The sequence below is a fragment of the Bacillus sp. NH11B genome (assembly GCF_001884205.1).
GTDB lineage: Bacteria > Bacillota > Bacilli > Bacillales > Bacillaceae_G > Bacillus_A > Bacillus_A proteolyticus.
The window spans coordinates 14,888-38,036 of the sequence record NZ_MAOG01000043.1; the positions used below are offsets into that span (position 1 = coordinate 14,888).

General features: G+C 31.1%; 14 protein-coding genes and 6 pseudogenes. 15 read left to right on the forward strand and 5 right to left on the reverse strand.

Annotated elements, in window-relative coordinates; all coding sequences use genetic code 11:
* Positions 1 to 245 precede the first annotated feature (245 nt).
* Positions 246 to 1,176: pseudogene (gene bla, locus BAU27_RS08030) on the reverse strand (class A beta-lactamase).
* A gap of 801 nt (positions 1,177 to 1,977) precedes the next feature.
* On the opposite strand from bla, the pseudogene BAU27_RS32825 reads away from it, so the two are divergent.
* Together BAU27_RS32825 and BAU27_RS08045 are read left to right on the forward strand one after the other, a co-directional pair.
* Positions 1,978 to 2,210: pseudogene (locus BAU27_RS32825) on the forward strand (ABC transporter permease); the annotation flags it as partial.
* Between the two features lie 154 nt (positions 2,211 to 2,364).
* Positions 2,365 to 3,360 carry a VanZ family protein gene (locus BAU27_RS08045; protein WP_071770588.1) on the forward strand — a complete coding sequence of 332 codons (996 nt, stop codon included), beginning with the start codon at positions 2,365 to 2,367 and terminating at the stop codon, positions 3,358 to 3,360.
* A gap of 187 nt (positions 3,361 to 3,547) precedes the next feature.
* Here BAU27_RS08045 and BAU27_RS08050 read toward each other — a convergent pair whose 3' ends face one another.
* The gene (locus tag BAU27_RS08050) at positions 3,548 to 4,381 is read right to left on the reverse strand and encodes a MerR family transcriptional regulator (RefSeq protein WP_071770589.1); all 834 of its coding nucleotides are present in this window, start codon (positions 4,379 to 4,381) and stop codon (positions 3,548 to 3,550) included.
* Between the two features lie 478 nt (positions 4,382 to 4,859).
* Here BAU27_RS08050 and BAU27_RS08055 point away from each other — a divergent pair, with 478 nt between their 5' ends.
* From BAU27_RS08055 to BAU27_RS08095, 10 genes and pseudogenes are all read left to right on the forward strand, one after another.
* Entirely contained in the window at positions 4,860 to 6,719 is a 1,860-nt protein-coding gene (locus BAU27_RS08055; protein WP_071770590.1) for a HAMP domain-containing sensor histidine kinase, read from the forward strand.
* Between the two features lie 515 nt (positions 6,720 to 7,234).
* A pseudogene (locus tag BAU27_RS08060) lies at positions 7,235 to 8,008 on the forward strand (ABC transporter ATP-binding protein).
* A complete protein-coding gene (locus BAU27_RS08065) occupies positions 7,980 to 9,926 on the forward strand; it encodes an FtsX-like permease family protein (protein ID WP_071770591.1) in 1,947 nt (648 codons plus the stop codon). The pseudogene BAU27_RS08060 and the gene BAU27_RS08065 overlap by 29 nt, the downstream one beginning before the upstream one ends.
* 487 nt (positions 9,927 to 10,413) lie before the next feature.
* A complete protein-coding gene (locus BAU27_RS08070; protein ID WP_071770592.1) occupies positions 10,414 to 11,118 on the forward strand; it encodes a response regulator transcription factor in 705 nt (234 codons plus the stop codon).
* On the forward strand, positions 11,118 to 12,104 hold the full coding sequence (locus BAU27_RS08075; protein WP_071770593.1) for a sensor histidine kinase: 987 nt from the start codon (positions 11,118 to 11,120) through the stop codon (positions 12,102 to 12,104). Before BAU27_RS08070 ends, BAU27_RS08075 begins: the two co-directional genes overlap by 1 nt.
* Before the next feature lie 141 nt (positions 12,105 to 12,245).
* Positions 12,246 to 13,247 carry a DUF418 domain-containing protein gene (locus BAU27_RS08080; RefSeq protein WP_071770594.1) on the forward strand — a complete coding sequence of 334 codons (1,002 nt, stop codon included), beginning with the start codon at positions 12,246 to 12,248 and terminating at the stop codon, positions 13,245 to 13,247.
* A pseudogene (locus BAU27_RS32830) lies at positions 13,243 to 13,344 on the forward strand (sensor histidine kinase); the annotation flags it as partial. The gene BAU27_RS08080 and the pseudogene BAU27_RS32830, both read left to right, overlap by 5 nt.
* A gap of 143 nt (positions 13,345 to 13,487) precedes the next feature.
* Positions 13,488 to 14,258: an ABC transporter ATP-binding protein gene (locus tag BAU27_RS08085; RefSeq protein WP_071770595.1), complete on the forward strand. Its 771-nt coding sequence runs from the start codon at positions 13,488 to 13,490 to the stop codon at positions 14,256 to 14,258.
* Positions 14,233 to 16,206, forward strand: coding sequence for an FtsX-like permease family protein (locus BAU27_RS08090; RefSeq protein ID WP_071770596.1), 1,974 nt, complete (start codon positions 14,233 to 14,235; stop codon positions 16,204 to 16,206). The genes BAU27_RS08085 and BAU27_RS08090 overlap by 26 nt, the downstream gene beginning before the upstream one ends.
* A gap of 32 nt (positions 16,207 to 16,238) precedes the next feature.
* Positions 16,239 to 16,982, forward strand: coding sequence for a lipoprotein BA_5634 family protein (locus tag BAU27_RS08095; RefSeq protein ID WP_071770597.1), 744 nt, complete (start codon positions 16,239 to 16,241; stop codon positions 16,980 to 16,982).
* A 129-nt stretch (positions 16,983 to 17,111) separates the two neighbouring features.
* Here BAU27_RS08095 and BAU27_RS08100 read toward each other — a convergent pair.
* Positions 17,112 to 17,504, reverse strand: a pseudogene (locus BAU27_RS08100) (TetR-like C-terminal domain-containing protein); the annotation flags it as partial.
* Positions 17,505 to 17,872: 368 nt separating this feature from the next.
* Between BAU27_RS08100 and BAU27_RS08105 the strand changes: the two are divergent.
* Positions 17,873 to 18,055: a hypothetical protein gene (locus tag BAU27_RS08105; RefSeq protein WP_071745310.1), complete on the forward strand. Its 183-nt coding sequence runs from the start codon at positions 17,873 to 17,875 to the stop codon at positions 18,053 to 18,055.
* Between the two features lie 102 nt (positions 18,056 to 18,157).
* Here BAU27_RS08105 and BAU27_RS08110 read toward each other — a convergent pair whose 3' ends face one another.
* Entirely contained in the window at positions 18,158 to 18,349 is a 192-nt protein-coding gene (locus BAU27_RS08110) for a hypothetical protein (RefSeq protein ID WP_071770599.1), read from the reverse strand.
* 294 nt (positions 18,350 to 18,643) lie between these two features.
* On the opposite strand from BAU27_RS08110, the gene BAU27_RS08115 reads away from it, so the two are divergent.
* Both BAU27_RS08115 and BAU27_RS08120 read left to right on the forward strand, forming a co-directional pair.
* Positions 18,644 to 20,434 carry a S9 family peptidase gene (locus BAU27_RS08115; protein WP_071745308.1) on the forward strand — a complete coding sequence of 597 codons (1,791 nt, stop codon included), beginning with the start codon at positions 18,644 to 18,646 and terminating at the stop codon, positions 20,432 to 20,434.
* A 229-nt stretch (positions 20,435 to 20,663) separates the two neighbouring features.
* A pseudogene (locus tag BAU27_RS08120) lies at positions 20,664 to 21,353 on the forward strand (IS6 family transposase).
* A gap of 657 nt (positions 21,354 to 22,010) precedes the next feature.
* On the opposite strand, the gene BAU27_RS08125 reads toward BAU27_RS08120, so the two are convergent.
* Complete coding sequence (locus tag BAU27_RS08125; RefSeq protein WP_071745307.1) at positions 22,011 to 23,054, reverse strand: Fic family protein; 1,044 nt, start codon at positions 23,052 to 23,054, stop codon at positions 22,011 to 22,013.
* Between the last annotated feature and the right edge of the window lie 95 nt (positions 23,055 to 23,149).

Below are 23,149 nucleotides of genomic sequence, written 5' to 3' on the forward strand. Positions count from 1 at the left end.
TTCACAGTTAGTTATGAGATTGGGGTTCGTTTTTTTCGTTTTTAAGAACAATTGATTTCATAAGTTGATGGGTATGTATGGTGACCCCTAAAAGAAAAAACACCCGCCTAAATTAGAAAAAATTAGGTTGTATCGGGTTATTCTTTGAATTGCTTCCGTAACATTAAATGGTCAATTCTTCGTGAAATACCTAAAAAAAACGTCACAATACTGTGACGTAAAAATGGAGAAGTTTTAACCTATTATCATTTATTCGTAGTTTTTAAAGTATTTAACACTATTCTGGTTGCTTCTGCAATAAGTTTATCATCGTATTCAGCACCCTCTTTATCATGATTAGAAAGTATTGCAAGAACAATTGGCTTTTTATTTGGTGGCCAAATAATTGCAATATCATTCCTTGTTCCATAAGATCCTGCACCTGTTTTATCAGCTACTTCCCATCCCTTTGGTACGCCCGCACGAATCAATTTATCTCTAGTTGTATTTCTCTTCATCCAATCTACTAATAGTTCACGTTTTTCAGGTGAAAGTACAGTTCCTATTGTAAAAGATTGAAGCGTCTTAGCTATCGCTTCTGGTGTACTGGTATCATGTGTTTCCCCTGGATTCACTTCATTTAATTCAGGTTCAAATCGTTCTGAAGTAGTAACAGTATCACCAATTTCTCTCAATATTTTTTCAAACTCAGAAGGACCACTTAATTGTTTAAGAATCAAATTATGTGCTGTACTGTCACTATATCGAACAGAAGCATCAGCAAGTTCTTTTAAGGTCATTCCTGTATCAACATACTTTTCTGTGATTGGATTATAATTAGAAAGATTTTCACGAGTATATGTAATCCTTTGAGCAAGATCTTCTATTGAGTTCTGACGTAAAAGAGCGCCCACAGCTAATGATTTAGATGTAGATGCATATGCAAAACGATCATTTGATCGATAAGTAAAAGTTTGATTGTACCAGTGTCCAATGCATAAATACCGAGCTTAGCATCAAATTCTTTTTCGAGTTTAGCAAAAGAATGATTACCTGTATTTTCTTGTTTGGTTTGTTTAGGTGGTTCAGATTGAGTATTAATATTGGAACAGCCTATAAGCGTTAAACATGAAAGAATAATAAAGGTACAATCTTTTTGTAATGTGAAGTGTTAAAGAACTTGTTTAAAATTATCATAAATTTTCAACCTCTTTCAAAAATATATGGATTTTTTCTAGGTACTCTAAATACTGATACAATTAAAGAGTGTATAAGATAATAATACCTCTGCAGCCAAAGTTTTATAGGTTAAAGCACATGTAAAACGTTTATATGATTGATAAGCTACTGTTTGGATTGTTTCTTTTTCGCTTTCACCTGTAAAAGTATTAAATTTGTAATCCTTAAACATAGTATTCCAATACACATCATTTTTTACATTATTTTACTTTTTAAAATGATAATTCCTTTCATATTTTGTAATACATAAAAATAGATGTCAAACGGGATATATTGTACCCAATTTGGACATCTATTTTTAGGAGCACACTTAATAGACAATCTAAGTAATAAAGTTCTTCCACTTTAAAATGAGGAAGAATTTGGTGTTTGTATAATAACAAAAGTAAATTTTCACCCAGTAGTTTACTTTCATAATTTTGATTTTTATACGTGTTTGGTAAAGAAAACACAATGAATTACAAAAAAATACTATACCGAAATCTAGTTCGATATAGTAATGTGCATATAAAAATCCCTCTTTGCTATATCCCCAAAAAAAATCATTGCTGCGAGATTTATAAACTGTATTTTCAGAAATATTACAAGCATGTAAGCAAAATGTAAGGCAATTCAATATGAGAAAAATAATCTCACTACTACAATGAATAACAGATACATTCATGAAAAATCTGTGGTGCGATATCAAGTTATTTTAGTGCTTAAAACATTCGACCAAGTATTACAGTTTAAATAAGGAAATACGAAACTAGACCATCAATTGTGACAAGACAAATGAGGATCCTATTTTTTTACCGATTGTAGTGGCTATGATTCACAGCAGTATTGCATTTCTAACTTTGCACCAATTAGGACAAAAAACAAATAGGGAAACGTCTGTTATTCAAAGCTCAATTGTTGTATTAGTAAGCTTTGTTTGTATGCAAATTATTTACTTCCTTATTATTAGAAATCACTATATAAAATGCATATGTACAAAATTATATTCATAAAAAAGATAACCCAAAAATTGAAGGTGCATACGTAGTCAATAGAACATGGATACCAGTATATAATCTTATGTTAATTATTATTAGGAGTAACAATCTATCTAAAATAGTATATAAAAGCTATTAAATATTTAATTCATAAAAACAGAGGTGTAAAATGAACTTTATTTTCGATTTAATCACTAGTTTTGCGATTCCTGCGATACTACTCACATTCTTGTTACTACTTGTATTTGTTTTTAGCTATTTTGTAGTATACCAAAAGATATGTAAAGGAGAAAAAAAACTTACTGTACAACAAATTATATTGTTTGTATTAATAGCAGGATACTATTCCTTTGCATTATCAGCTACTTCATTTGGTCGTTCAGATGATATGGTTTTTGCAAGAACGTTTGACTTCGATGTACTTAGTGTTTATAAAAAAGCATGGAATATCTTTTCGTTTTCTTCTTTTTTCCATATTATTTTAAATATAGGTATGCTGTTTCCGTTAGGAATTTTATTCCCTTTATTTAGTAAGGTTTTTCAAAAAACAAAATGGATGTTAATCATCTCAATTATTGCAAGTTTATTGATTGAAATTCTTGAATTTACATTGCAACGCGGAAGTATGGAACTAGCGGATTTACTTCATAATACTATAGGCATGATGCTAGGATATTCTGTGTTAAATATAGTTCTTATATTTTTGGGAAAAAATGAAACAAATACAAAAATAATCAAATATTTATACCTTCCCATTACAGTAAGTTTCGTTGCACTCGGAATAATGATTTCGTATCAAATGAAGGAATTTGGAAATATGCCTATTGATCCCATTACAAAAACTGATATGTCTCAAGTTACTATAAAAACATCAATAGAGTTAAAAGACGAAGGGAAAAAAATGCCTGTTTACAAAGATTACGTTACAAAAAAAACACATGTTCGAGATGTTGAAATTCTTTCTCCAAAGGAAGCATTTCAAAAACTGAGACAAGGAGAATTTGATCCTATAGGATCTTTCAAAGCAGGTGATACATTATTCATTACAAAATATAATATAGATTACTATACTGATACAAAAGGTTTCTCTCAGCCTATATATGTTTTTGAAGTACACTTAAATGATAAAAATATTTGGTCTCAACCAATTTCCGCAAAGAAATAACGTAAATTTGGTTCTGTTGCAAAATTTTCCAATAAATAAACAGAGACATGAATGTATGAGGAAATATTATGAGGAGAAGTAGTACTTGCTGTAATTCATGATACATCCGAAAGGCGGAGTCCGTTTAAAGACTTCGCCATTGTTTGTATAGTGAATGCCCAGAGGAGAAGGGGCAGAATAAAAATGCTCATTTCTTTTGGTGTTTCGATTTTTCTTCAACAGGAATTTGCATATTCATAATTATCTGTTCTTCTGGATAAAACAGATTCAATTCATGTAAATCTGTTTCAATTACATTACATGATCTAAACTGTAAACCATTTCTCTCTATATAGTCTGTAATATTTGTATATATTTGACGTCGTATTTCATCCATATGCTCTTCTGTACATACGTAATCAACGCAAAGATAATTACCTGCAGGTATACTAAGAATTTCAACATGCTCTATCTCTGTATCGTTAAAAACAGGATAATAAACTGAAAGTCCCAGATCATCATTGAATAAATTCTTAATAGAACACATTGTTATAAATTGTTCTTGAAAAAATTCACCTTGCTTAAAAATAGAACGGAATTTCTCAAAAAAGGATTTTACACTATTAAAGTTTTCTCCTTTGATGTGATAATATTTTCTTTCCTCAAAATAGACACTCTGAATTTCATTGAAGTTTCTACTTCTATTTTGAAGGAGATCGAGGAGCCTAGTAATTTTCTTGTGCATTTCCATAAATCGATAAATTTCAGTTTCAATATCATTTTTTTTGTTCTGTAAGATATTTATATTGTTTATTATATTTCTCTTATTTATTACTAAATCAATTTCTTCAATTGAAAAGCCTATATCTTTACAAAAGAAGATTTGGCTAATTCTCTGTAGGTCTTCATTTCCATAAAGTCTATAGTTATTATTACCTATCTTTGGCTGAACTAATCCTTTTTCTTCATAGAATCGAAGTGTTTCTTTCGTTGTATTAAAAATCTTAATTACATCACTTTTAGTTAACTTATAGCTATCCATCTATTTATATTGCCTCCTATAAGGAATAATATTCATACTATAAACTATGTGGTTACTTCATAGTCAATAAATAAAAAGAAATCCTTTTTAACCAAAAATGATCGTCGTTTTTGGAACAAAAAGTTTCTAGTACAAAATTATGTTTTGTATTATGTAATCCCATTAACTACAAATACACCATTATAATAAATTTTCAATTTTAGGGTTATCCCTGCATTTTATCTTTACATAAAACATGTAACATATAAGCGTAACTAAAAGGTATTACAAAATATGTAGATGGTTAGATGTAAATATATTAAGCACAAACAAATTGATCAATGGAGTTTTTTATAAAACATGTATCTATCTTAGCTGTTATTTATTGGTGTGATTGTATAGTGAATAGATATATTGGTAAATTACGGAATGAATGGGAAGGTAAATTTAAGAGTGTTATAATCATTGTTCGAGCAGCTTGTTAACTGGAGGTCAAATATTGAAAAGAGGAATTGTATTAAAATTATTTATGATAACAACAGTGTTGTGTATGTTCATTTTGGCAATCATTATTATTGGACAAACAATATTCTTTAAACAATTTTATACGAATAAAAAAGTAAATGATGTCAAAATAAACGTGAATTCTTTTCAAAAGGATTATTTAAAAAGTGAAGGCAATTCACAAGTTAATCAAAAACTAGAGCAAGATTTCTATCGAGAACATAATACATGGATTACCACATTAGATAGTAATGGGTATTTAAAGAATGTAAATGATTTTTATATAGAATTAAAATTAGATCCGTCTAAAAATAAAGAAAAGCAATTCACGAACTCTACAATTTCTATACCACTGTATAATTTCAAGTTTGAGGGCGATTATACAAGAGAGATGTTAAATGAAATATTCCCTTTAGGAAAAGCAGTTATTTTGCAGGGGATAGAAAATAATTCTACATTTATTCCATATCTTTTATTCTCTAACACGAAAAATCCAAGTTTGATAAATCCGATATTAGAAAAAAGAATAACTGATATTTTAATACAGCAAAAAAATAAATATAATTCTAAAGAAATCCCTGAAATAGATACTAAAGAATATAAAAGAGCATTCGAAGAACAACTACCTATAGCATACCTAGAAGGGAACATTACAAATGTTCAACTTTCGGGTGGGAATGAGCAATCTAATTTTGCTTATACAAATAACTTATTTATGGAAAGGGTACAGGAGTTTCAGGCAAATTTATTGCTTAATAAAAAGAATGCTAACTACAATTCTTTACAGGAAATAGATTATGAACAGAATGATATTAAATATAAGATAATAATAAAACCGATAAAGGACAAGAATGGTGAAGTAACATACATTTTTTCAATGGCTTCATTGCAGCCAGTTGATGAAGCTGTACAAATGATAAAAGAGTATTATGTCTATATTGTTTTGCTTGTGTTGGTTCTTATTTTTCTATCTTCTTTTTACTATTCAAAAAAAATAGCCAAACCCTTATTACAAATAAACAAGACAACTAAACAAATTGCAAACCTAGATTTCTCAGAAAGGGTTTCAGTCGAATCGAGAGATGAAATTGGTGATTTATCCCAAAATGTTAATTTACTTTCAAGTACATTACACTCACATATTGAACAGTTGCAGCGAGATATAGAGAAAGAAAAAAAATTAGAAAATACAAGAAAAGAATTTATTTCCGGGGTATCGCATGAGTTAAAGACACCTCTAAGTATTATGAAAAGTTGTATTTCTATTTTAAAAGATGGTGTTGCAGATCATAAGAGAGAATATTACTTTAAGGCTATGGAAAAAGAAGTAGATAAGATGGATATGATGATTGTAGATATGCTTGAGTTAGCAAAATTTGAATCCGGTACGTATAAAATGCAAATGGATGTTTTTTATATTGACATTGCCATTCAGCATATATGTGATCAGTTATCTTTGGAGATAATAAAAAAACAATTACATGTTCACACACATCTTTCTGCGATTGAAGTTATTGCAAATCATCGTCTTATGGAACAAGTAATCACAAACTTTATCACGAATGCTATTCGTTACACACCAGAAAAAGAAGACATTATTGTTTCTACAATAGATGAGCCAAGTCGAATAAAAATCTGTATTGAAAATAAAGGTGCCCATATCGACGAAGATCAATTAGATAAAATTTGGGATCGTTTTTACCGGGTTGATACAGCAAGACAACGGTCGCAAGGTGGAACAGGACTTGGACTTGCCATTTCAAAAAACATCTTAGAACTTCATGGAGCAGAGTATGGAGTATATAATACAGTTGATGGTGTGTTGTTTTATTTCTATTTACAAAAAAAGGTGTAGAACTTTTGTTCAACACCTTTTTTTATTTATTTTAATCAGATCTCAACATTTCCTTTAATGTACAGAAAAATAGAGGAAGAAATTGGTGAACGGTAAAGAAAATACAATGAATTGTAAGTAAAATCTATACGGAAATTCTTTCCTTTATAGTACGGTGCATGTGAAAAATCCCTCTATGATATCTTTCAAAAAAAAATCATGCTTATTGACTGTATAGACTGTATTTTCAGAAATATTTCAAGCGTGTAAGATAAATGAAAGATAATTCAATATGTAAAAAACAACCTTACTACTACAATGAAAAACAGAATCATTCGTAAAAATCCTGAGGTACGATATTAAGTTATTTTCGCGCTTAATACATTTGACCAGGTATTCCAGTTTAAATAAGAAAATTCAAAACTAGACAATTAATGAATGGTACTTTACTCGTATTTTAAAAAAAGTCAAAATGTAGGCAGGCATCTTCTATCAAGTCTCATTCTTAGTGTGTAAAATTGGGGGTAATTTCTCATATGAAAATAGTAAAAGTAAAAAATCTTAGTAAAGAATACAAAGGGAAGGTTTCACATACAGCACTTTTAAATATTAATTTAACAATTACAGAGGGGTAATTTGTTGGGATTATGGGCCCTTCGGTTAGAGGAAAAACAACATTATTGAATATGGTTTCTACTATTGACTCGCCAACATCAGGCAGTGTATTCATTCATAATAAAAATCCGTATCAACTCTCACCCAATGTTTTGTCCTTATTTCGCAGACAGGAATTAGGATTCGTTTTTCAATCCTTTAATTTGTTACGTACATTAACAGTAAAAGAGAATATGGTTCTTCCGCTCGTATTAGATGGCATGAATGTGAAAAGAATAAATAAACGAGTAGAATCTATTTCGAATAAGTTAGGAATCAACGAAATTTTAAATAAACGAACATATGAAATATCAGGAGGGCAAGCGCAGCGAACAGCGATTGCCTGTGCCCCCATTCATTCTCCTAAATTGGTTCTTGCTGATGAACCAACAGGAAACTTAGATTCTAAAGCTTCCCAAGGTGTAATGGAGATATTAATACGATTAAATAAAGAAGAAAAGGCAACAATGATGTTAGTAACGCACGACCTAGTTGCTGCAAGTTTCTGTAACCGCATTATTTTTATTAAAGATGGACAGTTATACAATGAAGTTTGCTACAATGATGGTCGCCCATTATTTTATAAAAATATTATGGAGAGTCTTTCTATGTTAGGGGGGGATAAACATGACTTTTCGACAGCTCGCATTCAATAATGTTTTAAGGAATCAACGAATATATCTTGGTCATTTTTTTAGTAGTACATTTGCGGTATTGATTTTTTTCACTTATGGACTACTTATCTTTCATCCGAACCTACAAGGCGAACTGACTCATGTAAGTACCATCATGAGTACATTTGGGAGAATAGGATTTCATCTATCTTATTACTTAATCTTTGTCTTTTCTTTCTTATTTATTTTCTATTCTGTTAGTGCATTTTTAAAAAATAGAAAAAAAGAGTTTGGATTATTAACGTTACATGGAATGTCTCATCAACAGCTTCAAAGATTAATTTTTTTCGAAAATATGTTGATTGGAATCCCTTCTATAGTAGTAGGCATCGGACTTGGGATGGTTTTTTCTAAATTATTTTTACTAGTTAGTGGGTCTTTATTAGGAGTAGAGCAAACATTAGCATTTTACTTTCCATTAAAGGCAATGCTAGTAACAGCAATGTCCTTTTTTGTTTTATTTCTACTTATTTCATTGTTTACATCAAAAATGGTGAAAATGAATGAGCTAGTAGAACTCATAAAATCAGATGAAAAACCAAAACCTGAGCCAATAGTGTCTGTTTGGATATCCTTGTTGGTCATTATTTTATTTGGAGCAGGTTACTCCTGCGTTCACCATAGTATCGCCGCGGTCGATTACATGCGTTTAAATCAATTATTTCTACTTGTAGGAGTAGGTGTCTTATTAATTGTATGTGGAACCTATTTTTTCTTTACTCAATTGTGTGTATATGTGTTATCCACTTTAAAAAATAGAGAAACTACATTCTTTAATAGTACGAATCTCCTTGTTATTTCAGAATTGATGTATCGAATGAAAGATAATGCGAGAACGTTCTTTATCGTTACAATTATATCTGCAGTTGCTTTTACGGCAATTGGAGTTTGTACGGCTATCGCAAATCCTGAATTGGCAAAACATGAGACCCCATATGCATTTACCTATCGATCGGATAAGGGGAATATACAAGAAAAAGCGCATATTGATGAGATAAAAAAGCAATTAAAAGAATCTGGATTTTCTTATAAACTTGTAGCAACAAAATTTAAAAGGGCACAAAATGGGCCGGTTTTAATTAATCTTTCTACGTATAATGAATACGCTAAAAAATTAGGGTATGAAATAGAGAAATTAACAAATGAAAATGAAAGTATCGTTATACGATCAGAGAAAAAACACAAAAGTGCAGAGGATCTAGAACCTTTTGAATTAAGGCATGGTGAACTAGAAGTTCCACTTTCTGTTCAAAAAACAGTTTATATCCCAGAATTAACGAGCGCGTTTGGGAAACCTGTTATTGTCTCTGATGCTGTTTACAATAAGGTCCTAAATGTTCAACAAGAAGGCGTAATCCGAGATTACACCATATACGGTTTTATCGTTAAAAATTGGTCTGAAACAAGTGTGATTTCTACAAACCTTATGAAGTTCATTGGTACGAATCAAGAGGATTATTATGCCTTTTCATCTTTGTATTTAAAATGGATTGAATTGAAACAACAAAACGGATTACTTTCTATTTCAAGTGTAATGGTGGGAATAGTATTTTTTGTGTTTACGCTTAGCTTTTTATATTTCCGTCTATTTACTGATTTAGAACGTGATCAAGAGCAATATCAGATGATTTCAAAATTAGGTTTAAGCCAAAAAGAGTTAAAGCAAATCGTGACAAGACAAATGATGTTACTATTTTTCTTACCGATTGTAGTGGCTATGGCCCACAGCAGTTTTGCATTTTTAATTTTTCATCAATTAGGACAAACAGTAAGTAAGGAAATGTCCGTCATTCAAAGCTCAATTGTTGTATTAGTAAGCTTTATTTGTATGCAAGTGATTTACTTCCTTATTATTAGACAGCACTATTTAAAACGCATATGTATAAAAACATATTTATAAAAAAGATAATCTGAAAATTGAAGGTGCAGACTCAATCACTAATTGTGGTTGGCTATGCACATTTAGAATGTTAAAAATATATCAAGGTTAATATGTATTTGTTCCGATTTATTTTGATCTTCTTGGCTCAAAAAAAGGAATCATAGTCTTACCCCTTTTAGATAGCCCTAATGGGTATAAAATTTATAAGTTTTTTAGTTAATATGTAAAATGGATATTGTATCTAATGAAGCGCCCTGTAAACAGGGTGCTTTTTCAATTATATTCTACTCATCCAATTGGAGAATTAACATACTATTTTAAGTAAAGAAAAAAAGATGGATACCATCTCTATTACGTTTATTAATTTAGAAACAATAAATATACACTTTAATGGATACTTATTGCATTTTAGGGGGGATATAAGATATCATCTTTTTTAAATAAATAAAATATAAAACACTAAACGAACTTTAAAAATTACACCTAAATTAAAGGAGATTACGAAATGAATACAATCATGATTGTAGAAGATGATATGAAAATCGCTGAATTACTGGGAACTCATATAAAAAAATATGGATACCAAAGTGTTATTATAGAGGATTTTGAAAATATCTTAGAAACATTTCAAGAGATAAAACCAGATTTAGTGCTATTAGATGTAAATTTACCTAATTTTGACGGTTATTATTGGTGTCGTCAAATACGAGCTATTTCTACATGTCCAATTGTATTTCTATCTGCAAGGAGTGGAGAAATGGATCAAGTTATGGCTTTAGAAAATGGTGGTGATGACTACATTACGAAACCTTTTTATTATGAAGTTGTAATGTCTAAAATCCGTAGTCAGCTTAGAAGGGCATACGGTGAATATGCTCCTAAAGTAAAAGAACGAATAGTTGAGCAATCAGGATTATTCCTGTTCCCAGAAAGAATGGAACTTCAACTAGAAGATAAGATAATTATACTTACTAGAAAAGAAACATCTTTATTGGAAATATTGATAACAAAGTCTCCACTCCTTGTAAAACGTGAAGTGATTTTAGAACAACTATGGGATAGTTCATATATAGACGAGAATACATTGAGTGTAAATATAGGGAGAATTAGAAGGAAGTTGCAAGATTTAGGTATTGAAAACGCACTGGAGACAGTTCGTGGTGCTGGATATCGTTTGCATGCTACTTGGGAGAAGGAAGGAAAGGAATAATGAAATTATTTTTAGAAGAACATATTCCACTCATTTGTTATACATTTGCCCAATTGCTTATCATTCTTTTTATATATTGGTTTGATGGTTATCCACATATTTTGACAGCATTATATTCTGTATTTTTGGGTGTTTTTTTATTAATAGGTTATCTAATATATCGTTATTATAGTCATCGTTCATTCTACAAGCGTCTATCAACACCAATGGAAACTTTAAATGAGTCAATAAAAGATAGTGATTTGACTCCATTATCAATGGCCTTAGATAAATTACTACAAACTCAATATCAATATTATCAAAACCAATTAAAAAAATGGGAACGAAAACAACAAGAACAAATGACTTTTATGAATCAATGGGTTCATCAAATGAAAACACCTCTTTCTGTTATTGAGTTAATTACACAAGATGCAGATGACTCTCGATTTGACAGTATTAATGAAGAAACGGAAAGAATCAAAAAAGGATTGGAAATGGTCTTATATGTTGCTCGTTTAGAAACATTTGAACAGGATTTTCATGTAGACAGATTGCGAATATTAGGAATGATTGATTCTGTTATTCATGAAAATAAACGTCTGTTTATACGTAGTTATGTGTATCCAGAGGTAAAGGTAGATCCGAGTCTTATTGTAGAAACAGATAAGAAATGGTTTCGATTTATACTCAATCAAGTGCTGTCAAATGCAATTAAATATTCATCAAGTAAGAAAGAGAAAGTAATAGTATCGGCGTATTCAAAAGGACGAGCAATTATTTTGGAAGTAAGAGATTATGGAGTGGGCATTCCTACTGCTGATTTACCACGTGTTTTCAATCCATTTTATACAGGAGAAAATGGTAGGAAATTTAAAGAGTCTACGGGAATGGGATTATATCTTGTTAAAGAAGTATGTGAAAAATTAAATCATAAGATTGAGCTAGAATCTGAAGTAGGTAAGGGAACAAAAGTTAGAATCGTATTCCCATATGCATCTCGTTAACCGATGAAAGGTAGACTTTTCATCGGTTTTTTCTTTTGAATCTTACAAACTTGTTAGATAAATGTTAGGGAAATCGATAGGAAAAATCCAATGAAATATGTACATTGTATGTAGAATCAAAACTGAAAGGAGAAAGGAATTATGATACAAAAGCAACGTATTGAAATAGTTGATTATTTACGGGGATTTGCGCTTATAGGCATTACTTTTACAAATATATTTCAAAACACGAGTATGGTGAGCGCTGATGCCCATCCTTATTTTAGCTCTTTCGTTTACACTTTCATGGTATCCAAATTTATTTATATATTTATGTTCCTTCTAGGCTTATCTTCTGCATTATTAATGTCAAATTTAAAGAAGAGGGGTGAAAGGGCAAATTTAATATATATCCGGCGTTTTATTATCCTGTTATTAATTGGTGTTACATGTACATTTGTAGGGGTCCCTGCCGGTGGATTATTTATTATGTATGCAATTTATGGGCTAATAGGATTTGTATTTCAGTATATACCACCGAAGATTAACATTATCGTTTTTATCGCTATTGCAATATTAATTTGGTTCACACGTGACATGGTTTTAATTGAAGGTGAATCAACTAATAATCAAATTGTATCTTTAGTAAGCATGTTAAGTGGGTTTTCAATGGTTATTTTAGGGATATTTTTAGGACAAGTATCTTTTTTCAATCACCTACAACGATATAAGGTATTACTTGTAACAGGTTTAGTCCTCCTTTTCTTTTTAACATACTATTCTTATGGCTGGATGAATAATTTTAGTTCTTTCGTACTGCCCCTATTTTATATTGTTTGCTTTACTATTTTAAGTATGATTCCCATGGTAAGAAGTATGTTCTCATGTTTAATCGCATTTGGCCGAATGTCTATGTCAAACTTTATAGTGCACACATCTATTGTTTTTGACTATTTAGAAAATGGGAAATTCTCATTCTTAACCTATTTAGGTATCGGTCTATCCATTATTGTTATACAAATTATTTATAGTAACATATGGTTAAAGTACTTCAGAATGGGACCTTTAGAATGGATATGGCGTATGGGAATATATTGGAAGAAAGTTCGAATTGTAGATTCATTCGCGAAAGATTCTAATTTTAAAGAAAACAAAACCTGTTAAAGAAGTATGTGAAAAATTAAATCATAAGATTGAGCTAGAATCTGAAGTAGGTAAGGGAACAAAAGTTAGAATCGTATTCCCATATGCATCTCGTTAACCGATGAAAGGTAGACTTTTCATCGGTTTTTTCTTTTGAATCTTACAAACTTGTTAGATAAATGTTAGGGAAATCGATATGAGACATACTAAGTATAGGTTACACTTCATGTATCGAAAAGAGAAATGGAAGGTGAAATATTTGTGGAGATACTACATGTTTCAGATTTAGGGAAAGTTTATCCTGGGAAAATTTCTTATACAGCGTTATCCCATATTGATTTAAAAATAAACAAAGGTGAATTTGTAGGAATTATGGGACCATCTGGGAGTGGTAAAACAACGCTATTAAATATGGTGTCTACTATAGATGCTCCAACATCAGGAGAAGTATTAATTCATGGAGAAAATCCATATCTGTTATCTCCAGATCAGTTGTCTTTATTTCGAAGACGTGAACTAGGGTTTGTTTTTCAATCATTTAATCTCCTTAATACACTGACAGTGAAAGAAAATATTGTTCTTCCACTTACGCTTGATGGTGTAAGCCCTAGAGAAATGGAAGGGAAAGTGGAAGCTATTGCTGAAAAACTAGGGATAACTGAAATATTAGATAAACGTACGTATGAAATTTCTGGTGGGCAAGCACAAAGAACAGCAATCGCACGAGCTACTATTCATAATCCGAAATTATTACTTGCGGATGAGCCTACAGGAAATCTGGATTCAAAATCTGCTAGTGATGTGATGGAATTATTGACAAAGCTTAATAAAGAAAATAGCACAACGATGATGTTAGTGACACATGATGCAATGGCTGCAAGTTATTGTGATCGCATTGTGTTTATCAAAGATGGACAGTTATACAATGAGATTTATTGTGGAGATAATCGCAAAGTATTCTATCAAAAAATTCTAGAGGTTTTAGCATTATTAGGAGGAAATGCAAATGACTTTTCGACAGTTCGCATTTAATAACGTCATTCGAAGTAAACGAACATATTTGGCTCATTTTTTAAGTAGTACGTTTGCTATTATGATTTTCTTTACTTATGCATTACTTGCATTTCATCCTAATTTACAAGGCGATCTTGCTGCCAGTGTAACAATCAATACATTTGCAAAGTCAGGATTACAGATATCGCAGGGGTTAATATTTTTCTTCTCATTCTTCTTTATCCTATATTCTGTAAGTGCATTTTTAAAAACAAGAAAAAAAGATTTTGGAATTCTAATGCTACATGGGATGTCACGTTCACAGCTGAATAAATTAATATTTATTGAAAATACAATAATTGGAATCGCTTCTATTTTAACAGGAATTACAATTGGAATGGCGTTCTCTAAGTTTATCTTAATTATGAGCAACAATCTGCTAATGATTGATAAAGGACTCCCATTTTACATGCCCTTTAAAGCAATTGGAATAACATTTGGAGCTTTCTTCTTATTATTTTTATTTATTTCACTTTTCACTTCTCGACTAGTAAATGTAGAGCAATTAGTAGAATTAATAAAAGCAGAAGAAAAGCCAAAGCCTGAACCCAAATCATCCTTTTGGCTGTCTTTATTCGCACTTATTTGTATTGGATTAGGATATACGGCTGTATTCCATAGTGTTAATGCAATTCAATACAAGGATATGAAATATGTATTATTCATGATGGCGACAGGGGTGAGCTTTGTTGTACTTGGAACGTACTTCTTATTTACACAGCTCAGTGTATATGTGTTACGTGCATTAAAGAAAAGGGAAAATATTTTCTTTAAGAAAACAAACATACTCACCATCTCAGATTTAGTGTATCAATTAAAAGATAATGCAAAAATGTTTTTTATGGTCACTATTATATCTGCCGTTGCCTTCACTGCAGTTGGAACTTGTATGGGATTAGGTAACCCATCAATGGCTGAATCGAATAGTCCCTTTGCATTTTCTTATCAGTCCTATAATAATAATAATCCTTTAGAAAAAGAGCATCTAAAAAAAATAGAAAGCGAACTCAATAATGGTGGGTTTAAATTCAAACAAGTAGCTTATTCAATAAAACAAATTCCAGATAGCCTTTATAACAGTAATGTATTATTAAGCGTTATAAAAATAAGTGATTATAATAAGTTAGCTGAGGCATTTGGTTTTGAAAAAGAAAGCTTAAAAGGTGAAAATGATAGTTTTGTCATACCTTCAAGAAATGTAACTAATACAAAATCTAATCAAAATAACTTTCGATTGTCGCATAGAAATATAAAAATAGATATGCATGTAAATAAAACACTAACGCCAAAAGAACTACAAGATACAAACATAACGACAATTATTATACCAGACGCTATATATAATCAAATGATAGTGGATCCAGAGAATTACCGTGGTGAATCCACCATTAATGGTTTTATTGTGAAGGATTGGGAGAAAACGAAAAAAGTTGCTGAAAAAATCGTGACTACTCTTCAGAAAGATAATGAAGGTATACATGAGCCTGTATTATACAACGAACAATATAAATTTTCTTCTTTAATATCTACATGGATAGTGATGAAACAAGGTTTTGGACTTGCATCCATCATGAGTGTATTAATAGGCATTGTTTTCTTTACGTTTGCTGCAAGCTTTTTATATTTCCGATTATATACAGACTTAGAACGAAATCAGCAGCAATATAAAATGATAGCAAAAGTTGGTTTAAGTAAACCTGAATTAAAGAAAATTGTGTCACGTCAACTTGCATTGTTATTCTTTTTACCAATTGCAATAGCGATTATACATAGTACAGTTGCTTTTATGGCCTTACAAAAGTTAGCTAATTTTTCAGTCTTGGGTAGTTCCGTTATAGTATTGGTTTGTTTCTTAGTTTTGCAAATTATATACTTTTACTTTGTTCGTTCTCAATACTTGAAAAAAATGTATAAAACGATTTTTTAATTCAAAAATAATAAAAAGAAGGAGAATATAGGATGAAAAAAAGACTTGGGTTATTAATAGTAGCTGGTATTTCGATTACCGTGTTAGGAGCATGTTCATTCTTTGGTGCAAAAAACTCCCCGGCAAATGGGCTTTCAATAGAGGTAGAGCAGTTAAATGAACAGACAAGAAATTCTATAATTGACTCATACAAAGATATAACAACCTCACAAGACCTATATCAATTAAAAGAAGGGACTATAGATAATAATAAGCTTGACATAAAGCTACCGACTAAATTTGGGGATTCTATGGATACTGCTACTAGTGATTTACTATTTATTAGTAGAACAACTGCTGAAAAAATGAATAAAAAGGGACTTATTCGTGAAAGGGATAATAACGAGGGGCTCCTATCTTCAGTCCCTCTTGATTCGTTACCAAAAATAGAAAAAGATGAAACTATCATATTTGCAAATAAAGAATATAAGGACTTAAAAGAAATAACATATGATGGGAAAAAAATGAGTACTCAATACGAAGGGGATGTATGGCTATCTCCATATCGTGGCGGATCCAACAAAATCCTATTAATTGTAGATGATACATTATTTAAAGAAATAAATGGGAAAGAAAAAACTAGACAGATTCTATCTTTTAATAAATCTTTTGGGAATCATAATTTACTCAATCAAGGGAAAGCACCAGAATTAAGTAAAGAAATAGATAAAGTGAATACGGCTTTAGGTACTGAGGGTAAGGGAGCCGTTGAATTTGTAAATATTACAGAAAAGTAAAAATTACTTTTATATAGAATAAAAGTTTAGAACATATTAATCATCTTTGAAAAAATCATTTATTGATTTTTTCAAAGATGATTATTTTTGCACCAGAACCCTTTGCAATTCCTGGTATAGTTGCTCTTTCTAGCGCTCATTAAAAAAAGTAAAACCTACTGCACAAAAGGGTCCTTTAGTCATAAGCTTCACTAACTGTTGTGCAGTATATTTTGGTGAATATTTCATGTCATTTTGAAGCCACCAAATTTCCATCCCAACAACACAGGAAGTGAAGAAACGTAATACCATATCCTTTGGAATATCTGAGTCATGTTCTCCAATTTTAAGCTCAATGTAATTTCGTTCAAGATTATCCATAATAGTCTGCTGCATTTGTAGGTTGAAGTCATGAATGCCATGAGGCCCAAACATGGTTTTATAAAAGTCTGCATGTTTTACCATACACTCAAATATCGATTGTAAAACTTCCTCGAGTTTCGAAAAATCTATTTGATGTCCCTGCACATGGGCATAGGGTACCGCCACATGCCCATCAACTTAAGGATTTTATAACCTCCAAAACTAAAAAAATGTACATTTTCTCGTTTTGGAGGTATTTGTATTTCTTAGCTAGATAGCAATGTGACGCTACCCAAAAAAAGACGATTCCCTTGTGAGAGTAGGGATTCGTCTTTTTCTTCGCTGCTGATAATGAGACGTTATGTTAACTAATCATGTATACAATATACAACTAAAATCATACAACATATCACCTCTCTCAAATGGTAAAATAGGGAAAAAGGATGTAATAAATAATGCCTTTAGAAACCACTATTTATCACATAGGAGTTACCGAAAAAAAGAGATGAAAAAGAAAAGAAAAAAATATAGTAAAAGGGGGGGCATAAGTGAAATATATTAATGGATTGTACATATCACTTATATTGATAATGTTCATTAATTTACTTGATATTACAATATTCGATAATAAATACTCAGGGATAACAATGTATATCTCTTCCGTTATATTCATAATTGGAAGCGCATTTTTCATAAATGCAAAACGGCTTAAAATTAGTGAGAAAAAATAAAACAAAAAAGTGATAAAAAGTCCTCCAGTTAAACAAACTAGAGGACTTTTTAGACTCCTATTAAGTTAAAGATGGTCTTAAGTATACTTCCAATAACGAAAATTATGTAAATATGCTATCTATTAGGCGTTTCAAACCTTTTCCCATACCTTTAAACGCCCATAACAGTTTAAGGAAAACTTTGAAAATAGAATCCCATATGATTTCGCTAAAAATAAAGTCTAAAGCTTTTCGTAAACAGTCTTTAGGGGATTTACACTTACGTTTAAACTTACTCCATCCTTGTTTCAACATAACTACCCCTCCTTTCTTATTTAATCAAATATATTTTCTATTAGGTGTTTTAAACCTTACTATATAAATCTATAATACATTATAATAGAATACAATTATATTCTAAATATACAAGAAAGAGCAAACTCTTACTGTGAGAACTTGCCCTTTCTTTTTATGCTATTCATATGAGAGTGTGACTAGAAAATAAAAGTGAACTTAATGAAAGTCAAAAGGGGTATATATGGGAACGGCGAATAATAATATATATTTATTTCTGAATTTTCTAATGCAAAATAGGATGGAGGATGTAATATGATTCAATTTCCGAAAGAAAATGCTGAGCAATTTTTCAGGTCATATAGTATTAGTGATTTTACGGTGAGTGAAGATGAAAGAAGATTACTTTTCAATACAAACTTAAATGGGCATTTTAATTTATGGTCGATAGATTTACCTAATTTATACCCTTATCCCTTAACATATTGTAATCAACCAAGTAATTTTATTAAAATAGATCCCTCGAATAGATTTATTTTAGCTGGATTTGATAAAGATGGAGATGAAAACTATCATATTTATGCATTGAAACCAGTGGGTGGAGAATTGCTTGAGTTGATTCCGGCAGGAGAGAAAGAAAAAGATTATTATGTGCATTTAACAGCGGATGGAGAAAGACTATACTATGTCACAAGTAAAGATAACCCAAGGTTCTTAAACTCACGTTGTTATAATATACGTACAAAAGAAGATACTCTCCTGTTTACCGGTACAGAGACACCTACATATGTGGAGGCAGTGAGCCCGAATGAAACAAATTACATTGTCTTAAAGTCATATAGTAATACATATAATGTAGGATATGTGAAAAGTGGAGAAGAATTCATTTGTATAGTACCTTCCAGCGAGCTAGAGCACACCATAGCATCCGTTTGTTATGTCGATGAAAATACAGTGATTTTTGTTACAAATTATGAAGAGGAGTTTTCCTATGTAGCTTCTTTTGATTTGAATGAAAAGAAATTCAAGCCAATTTGCAAAATAGAAGGTGAAGACATATCTGATATAAAATGGCACCCAGGATCAGCAACTTGTTACATTGTTACTGCCAAAGGTGTTACCGATAAATTATATAGATTTGAATGGGGTAAGCAGGAATTAACTTTATTAGATACTCCAGTAGATACGATCAAACAAATTCATGTCGCTAAGTCTGGAAACTTATACTTATTGGGTGAAAGTGCGACGAAAACAGCGAATATCTACTGTAAGGAGTCTGATAGTATCGAATGGATAGCTTTGACTAGAAACCATGTAGTTGGGCTTTCAGAAGATACTCTTGTGGAGCCTGATGTTGTTACGTATTCTTCGTTTGATGGGTTAATCATAGAAGCATTGTTATTCCAAGCTAAAAAAGGAGTGCAAAATGGATATACTATATTCTGGCCTCATGGTGGTCCACAAAGTGCCGAGACGAAAAAGTTCAGAGCAATGTTTCAATATTTATTAGGGCAAGGTTATACTATTTTCGCTCCAAACTTTAGAGGTAGTACAAGGTATGGTTCAACATTTACGAAAATGATTGAAGGTGATTGGGGAGAAGCCCCTCGATTAGATTGTGTAGCAGGAATAGAATGGCTATTTAAGCAGGGTATTTCAACTCCTAATAAATTATTCGTTGTGGGCGGTAGTTATGGAGGGTATATGACTTTATTACTCTACGGGCGTCATTCAGAGTATTTCCGTGCAGCCGTAGATATTTTTGGCCCTAGTGATTTATTTAGTTTTATAGAATCTATGCCTGAGAATTGGAAGCCACTTGCAGTTAATTTAATTGGTGATGTTAAGAAAGACAAAGATAAGCTTAGAAAAGATTCGCCAATCACATATTTACATCAAATGAATAAACCGCTTCTTATCATACAAGGGGCAAATGACCCTCGAGTTGTAAAATCGGAGTCGGATCGAATTTTCCAAGCTCTTAAGGATAAAGCGGTGGATGTAGAATACCTTGTACTAGACGATGAGGGACATGGATTTTCAAAGAAAGAAAATGAGATACATGTATATCGTCGTATAATCAAATTTTTAGAAAAGCATAAATGAAGCAAATTCCAATTAATCTTGTATTGATTTGAAAAAGTGATAGTATCTGCTACAAGCCTTTTTAGGTTAGTTTTAAATTTTCATAAAAATAATTGCCAACTAAACTACTTAAGTCATAATAGATAAACCAGAAGCTAGCACGCCTCTTAACGAAGCGCATCGGGGTTGTGTTGCAAAGATTTCTAAGCGAAGTTAAAATGTAAGGAAAATGATTTGAGGAGCATCATGTATGGGCTATTTTAAAGGAAAACAATTCAAAAAAGATATTATTTTGGTAGCTGTTGGCTATTACTGTCGTTTTTCTTTAAGCTATCGTGATGTATCTGAAATCCTACGGGAACGAGGAATTTCCGTGCACCCTACAACAATCATGCGTTGGGTCCATGAATATGGCAATTTGATTTATCAAATCTGGAAAAAGAAAAATAAAACTGCTCAATTATTATGGCATTTAGATGAAACCTATATCAAAGTCAAAGGAGAATGGTGCTATCTATATCGTGCAGTGGATAACGATGGACATACGCTTGATTTTCAAATTCGTAAAACACGCGATCATCAAGCGGCTTATATGTTTATGAAACGACTCGTCAAAATCTTTGGAGAAACAACGGTTCTTACTACAGACAAGGCTCCCGCCTTACTTTGTGCGTTCAAAAAACTGAAAAAGAACGGCTTTTAAGGAAGTACGAAACATTGTACCGTCAAGCACCTCAATAACCTGATTGAACAAGATCATCGACATGTAAAGCGGCGCTTTGTCAAATCTTCTGGATTTCAAACTCTTCGCCATGCTTCACGTACCTTGAAAGGTATTGAAACCATCCATGCGCTATATAAACGAAAACGAAGTTTGCACCAACCAAACTTCGTTTTTTCGACGTACAATGAACTACAGCAATTATTCATAACTGCTTAAACTATAACCTTATTTTGTAAACAAGTGTATGTTTTTTTAACTTTGCAACACAACCTATTTTCTCAACAATAGATGGCAATTAAGGTAGTAATTTAAATGTCTTTAAGTTAATCAGAAGAATTCTTTTTTCATACCTTAATGCTCGATTAAAAAGACATTACATTTATTTGGGTGCTTTAGTGTATTTGAATTTTGGACGCTAACAAATTTTGTTTAGGGACAAAATGATTTTTTCAGAATTAACAGAAAAAATAACGTGCAAAATTCCTATTGGTTATTTTAGTAGGTATCAAATATTTCTTTGGCCTTATTTTCTTGATATTACCGTACGTTTATATGTTTCTAAGGGAAAGAAATACTTTCATTTTTATTACCATCTATTGTTTGATTAAGATGGTAACATGAAATTGAAACGTTTACAACCAGAAAATAAAGAAAAAATATTAAAATACGACTTTTTCCGACAAATTTTCTGTGTTTAAATATAATAATTTTATAGGAAAAGGTGGAGGAAAACTTACCTTTTCCTATAAAATGTTTTGTAGTAATAATAGCCTAAAATTAAAATGAAATTCAATGAATTTGAGTCCAAAGTCATGAAAATCATTGATAAAGTTATAATTGAATTTTTGAACCGTAAGAGTTTTAAAAGTATGGTCAAACTTTAGTCCACTTTGCGTTTCTTCCTTTTGTAACTAGCTTAATATGGCCAAACAATTGCAAGGAATTTAAAGCCTTACTGATTGTACTCTCTGCAATGTCTGGATAAGTGTTACGAATACTCTCCTTAGTAAAGGGTTGTTTTTGTTTAAGTATAAAATCCTGAATTCTCTCAACTTTAGTATGTTTACATATAGAATCTAGAACTGTGTTATGAAGATCTTTGTAAGCCTCTAATATAATTGTTAAAAACGTTTTTAACCAAAAGCTAATATTATGTTCCTCGCAGTACCAATTCACCGAAGATTTATAAATCGAATTGTAATAATCAGATTCATTTTTCTTAATATATTTATCCAAACATACATATTTTACAAATGTATGTCCGCTCTTAATTAACAACAATTGCATTAACATAAATGCCAGCCTGCCATTACCTTGATTGAAAGGGACTATGCAATAAAAATTTAATATAAAACGAGCTATTAATAAAAGCGAATGTAGCCCTTTACTAGTATTTAATGAGTTGTATTGATCACATAATTGCTTCATAAACTGTGGAATAAGTTCATGCGGAAGAATGCGGTAACTATTCAAGTGCATTCCATGTTCTGGAATACCTGGAATAATAAAAGGCTTTTCACGCCATTTGGCACTGTCAGAGGTAATGTAATGTATTAGTTGAAAATGTAATTCCTGTATAGTTGCTGGATTGATTAATAAAGTACAGGAGTTTTTATGTACAAAAGAAAGTGTTTGATAATAACAAAAAATAGCATCTTCCGAAATATTTTGAGGTACTATATCATCTAAAATAAGTTCTTTTAATCTTTTATTAGGAACTTTTATATCCTCATAAATAGTTGTGAAATTTTTTATGTAATGTAGTGGTATAGTTCTTTCTAAACTATTAAATATGTCAGGGTTTTGTTCCTGATAAGCAGCTAATTTTCCTTTGAATTCGCTAATTTCACTTATTAAATTTATTAACCTCCTTTTTAATTCAATATTTTTATACTTATCATCAAAAAAGTCTCTCATTTTTGTTCCCCCTGTAACCCCTTAACACGTTGTTGCGTATATCTTTCCATTCTAAAGGTATTCCACGACATTATTGTAAAATAACGACATTTTTG

Bases quoted from the DNA above. Each gene is read 5' to 3' on its own strand.
- BAU27_RS08110 (WP_071770599.1), bottom strand. From the start codon at position 18,349: ATGTTGAAACAAGGATGGAGTAAGTTTAAACGTAAGTGTAAATCCCCT.
- BAU27_RS08080 (WP_071770594.1), top strand. From the start codon at position 12,246: ATGATACAAAAGCAACGTATTGAAATAGTTGATTATTTACGGGGATTT.
- BAU27_RS08065 (WP_071770591.1), top strand. From the start codon at position 7,980: ATGACTTTTCGACAGCTCGCATTCAATAATGTTTTAAGGAATCAACGA.
- BAU27_RS08125 (WP_071745307.1), bottom strand. From the start codon at position 23,054: ATGAGAGACTTTTTTGATGATAAGTATAAAAATATTGAATTAAAAAGG.
- BAU27_RS08115 (WP_071745308.1), top strand. From the start codon at position 18,644: ATGATTCAATTTCCGAAAGAAAATGCTGAGCAATTTTTCAGGTCATAT.
- BAU27_RS08090 (WP_071770596.1), top strand. From the start codon at position 14,233: ATGACTTTTCGACAGTTCGCATTTAATAACGTCATTCGAAGTAAACGA.
- BAU27_RS08095 (WP_071770597.1), top strand. From the start codon at position 16,239: ATGAAAAAAAGACTTGGGTTATTAATAGTAGCTGGTATTTCGATTACC.
- BAU27_RS08075 (WP_071770593.1), top strand. From the start codon at position 11,118: ATGAAATTATTTTTAGAAGAACATATTCCACTCATTTGTTATACATTT.
- BAU27_RS08070 (WP_071770592.1), top strand. From the start codon at position 10,414: ATGAATACAATCATGATTGTAGAAGATGATATGAAAATCGCTGAATTA.
- BAU27_RS08045 (WP_071770588.1), top strand. From the start codon at position 2,365: ATGAACTTTATTTTCGATTTAATCACTAGTTTTGCGATTCCTGCGATA.
- BAU27_RS08050 (WP_071770589.1), bottom strand. From the start codon at position 4,381: ATGGATAGCTATAAGTTAACTAAAAGTGATGTAATTAAGATTTTTAAT.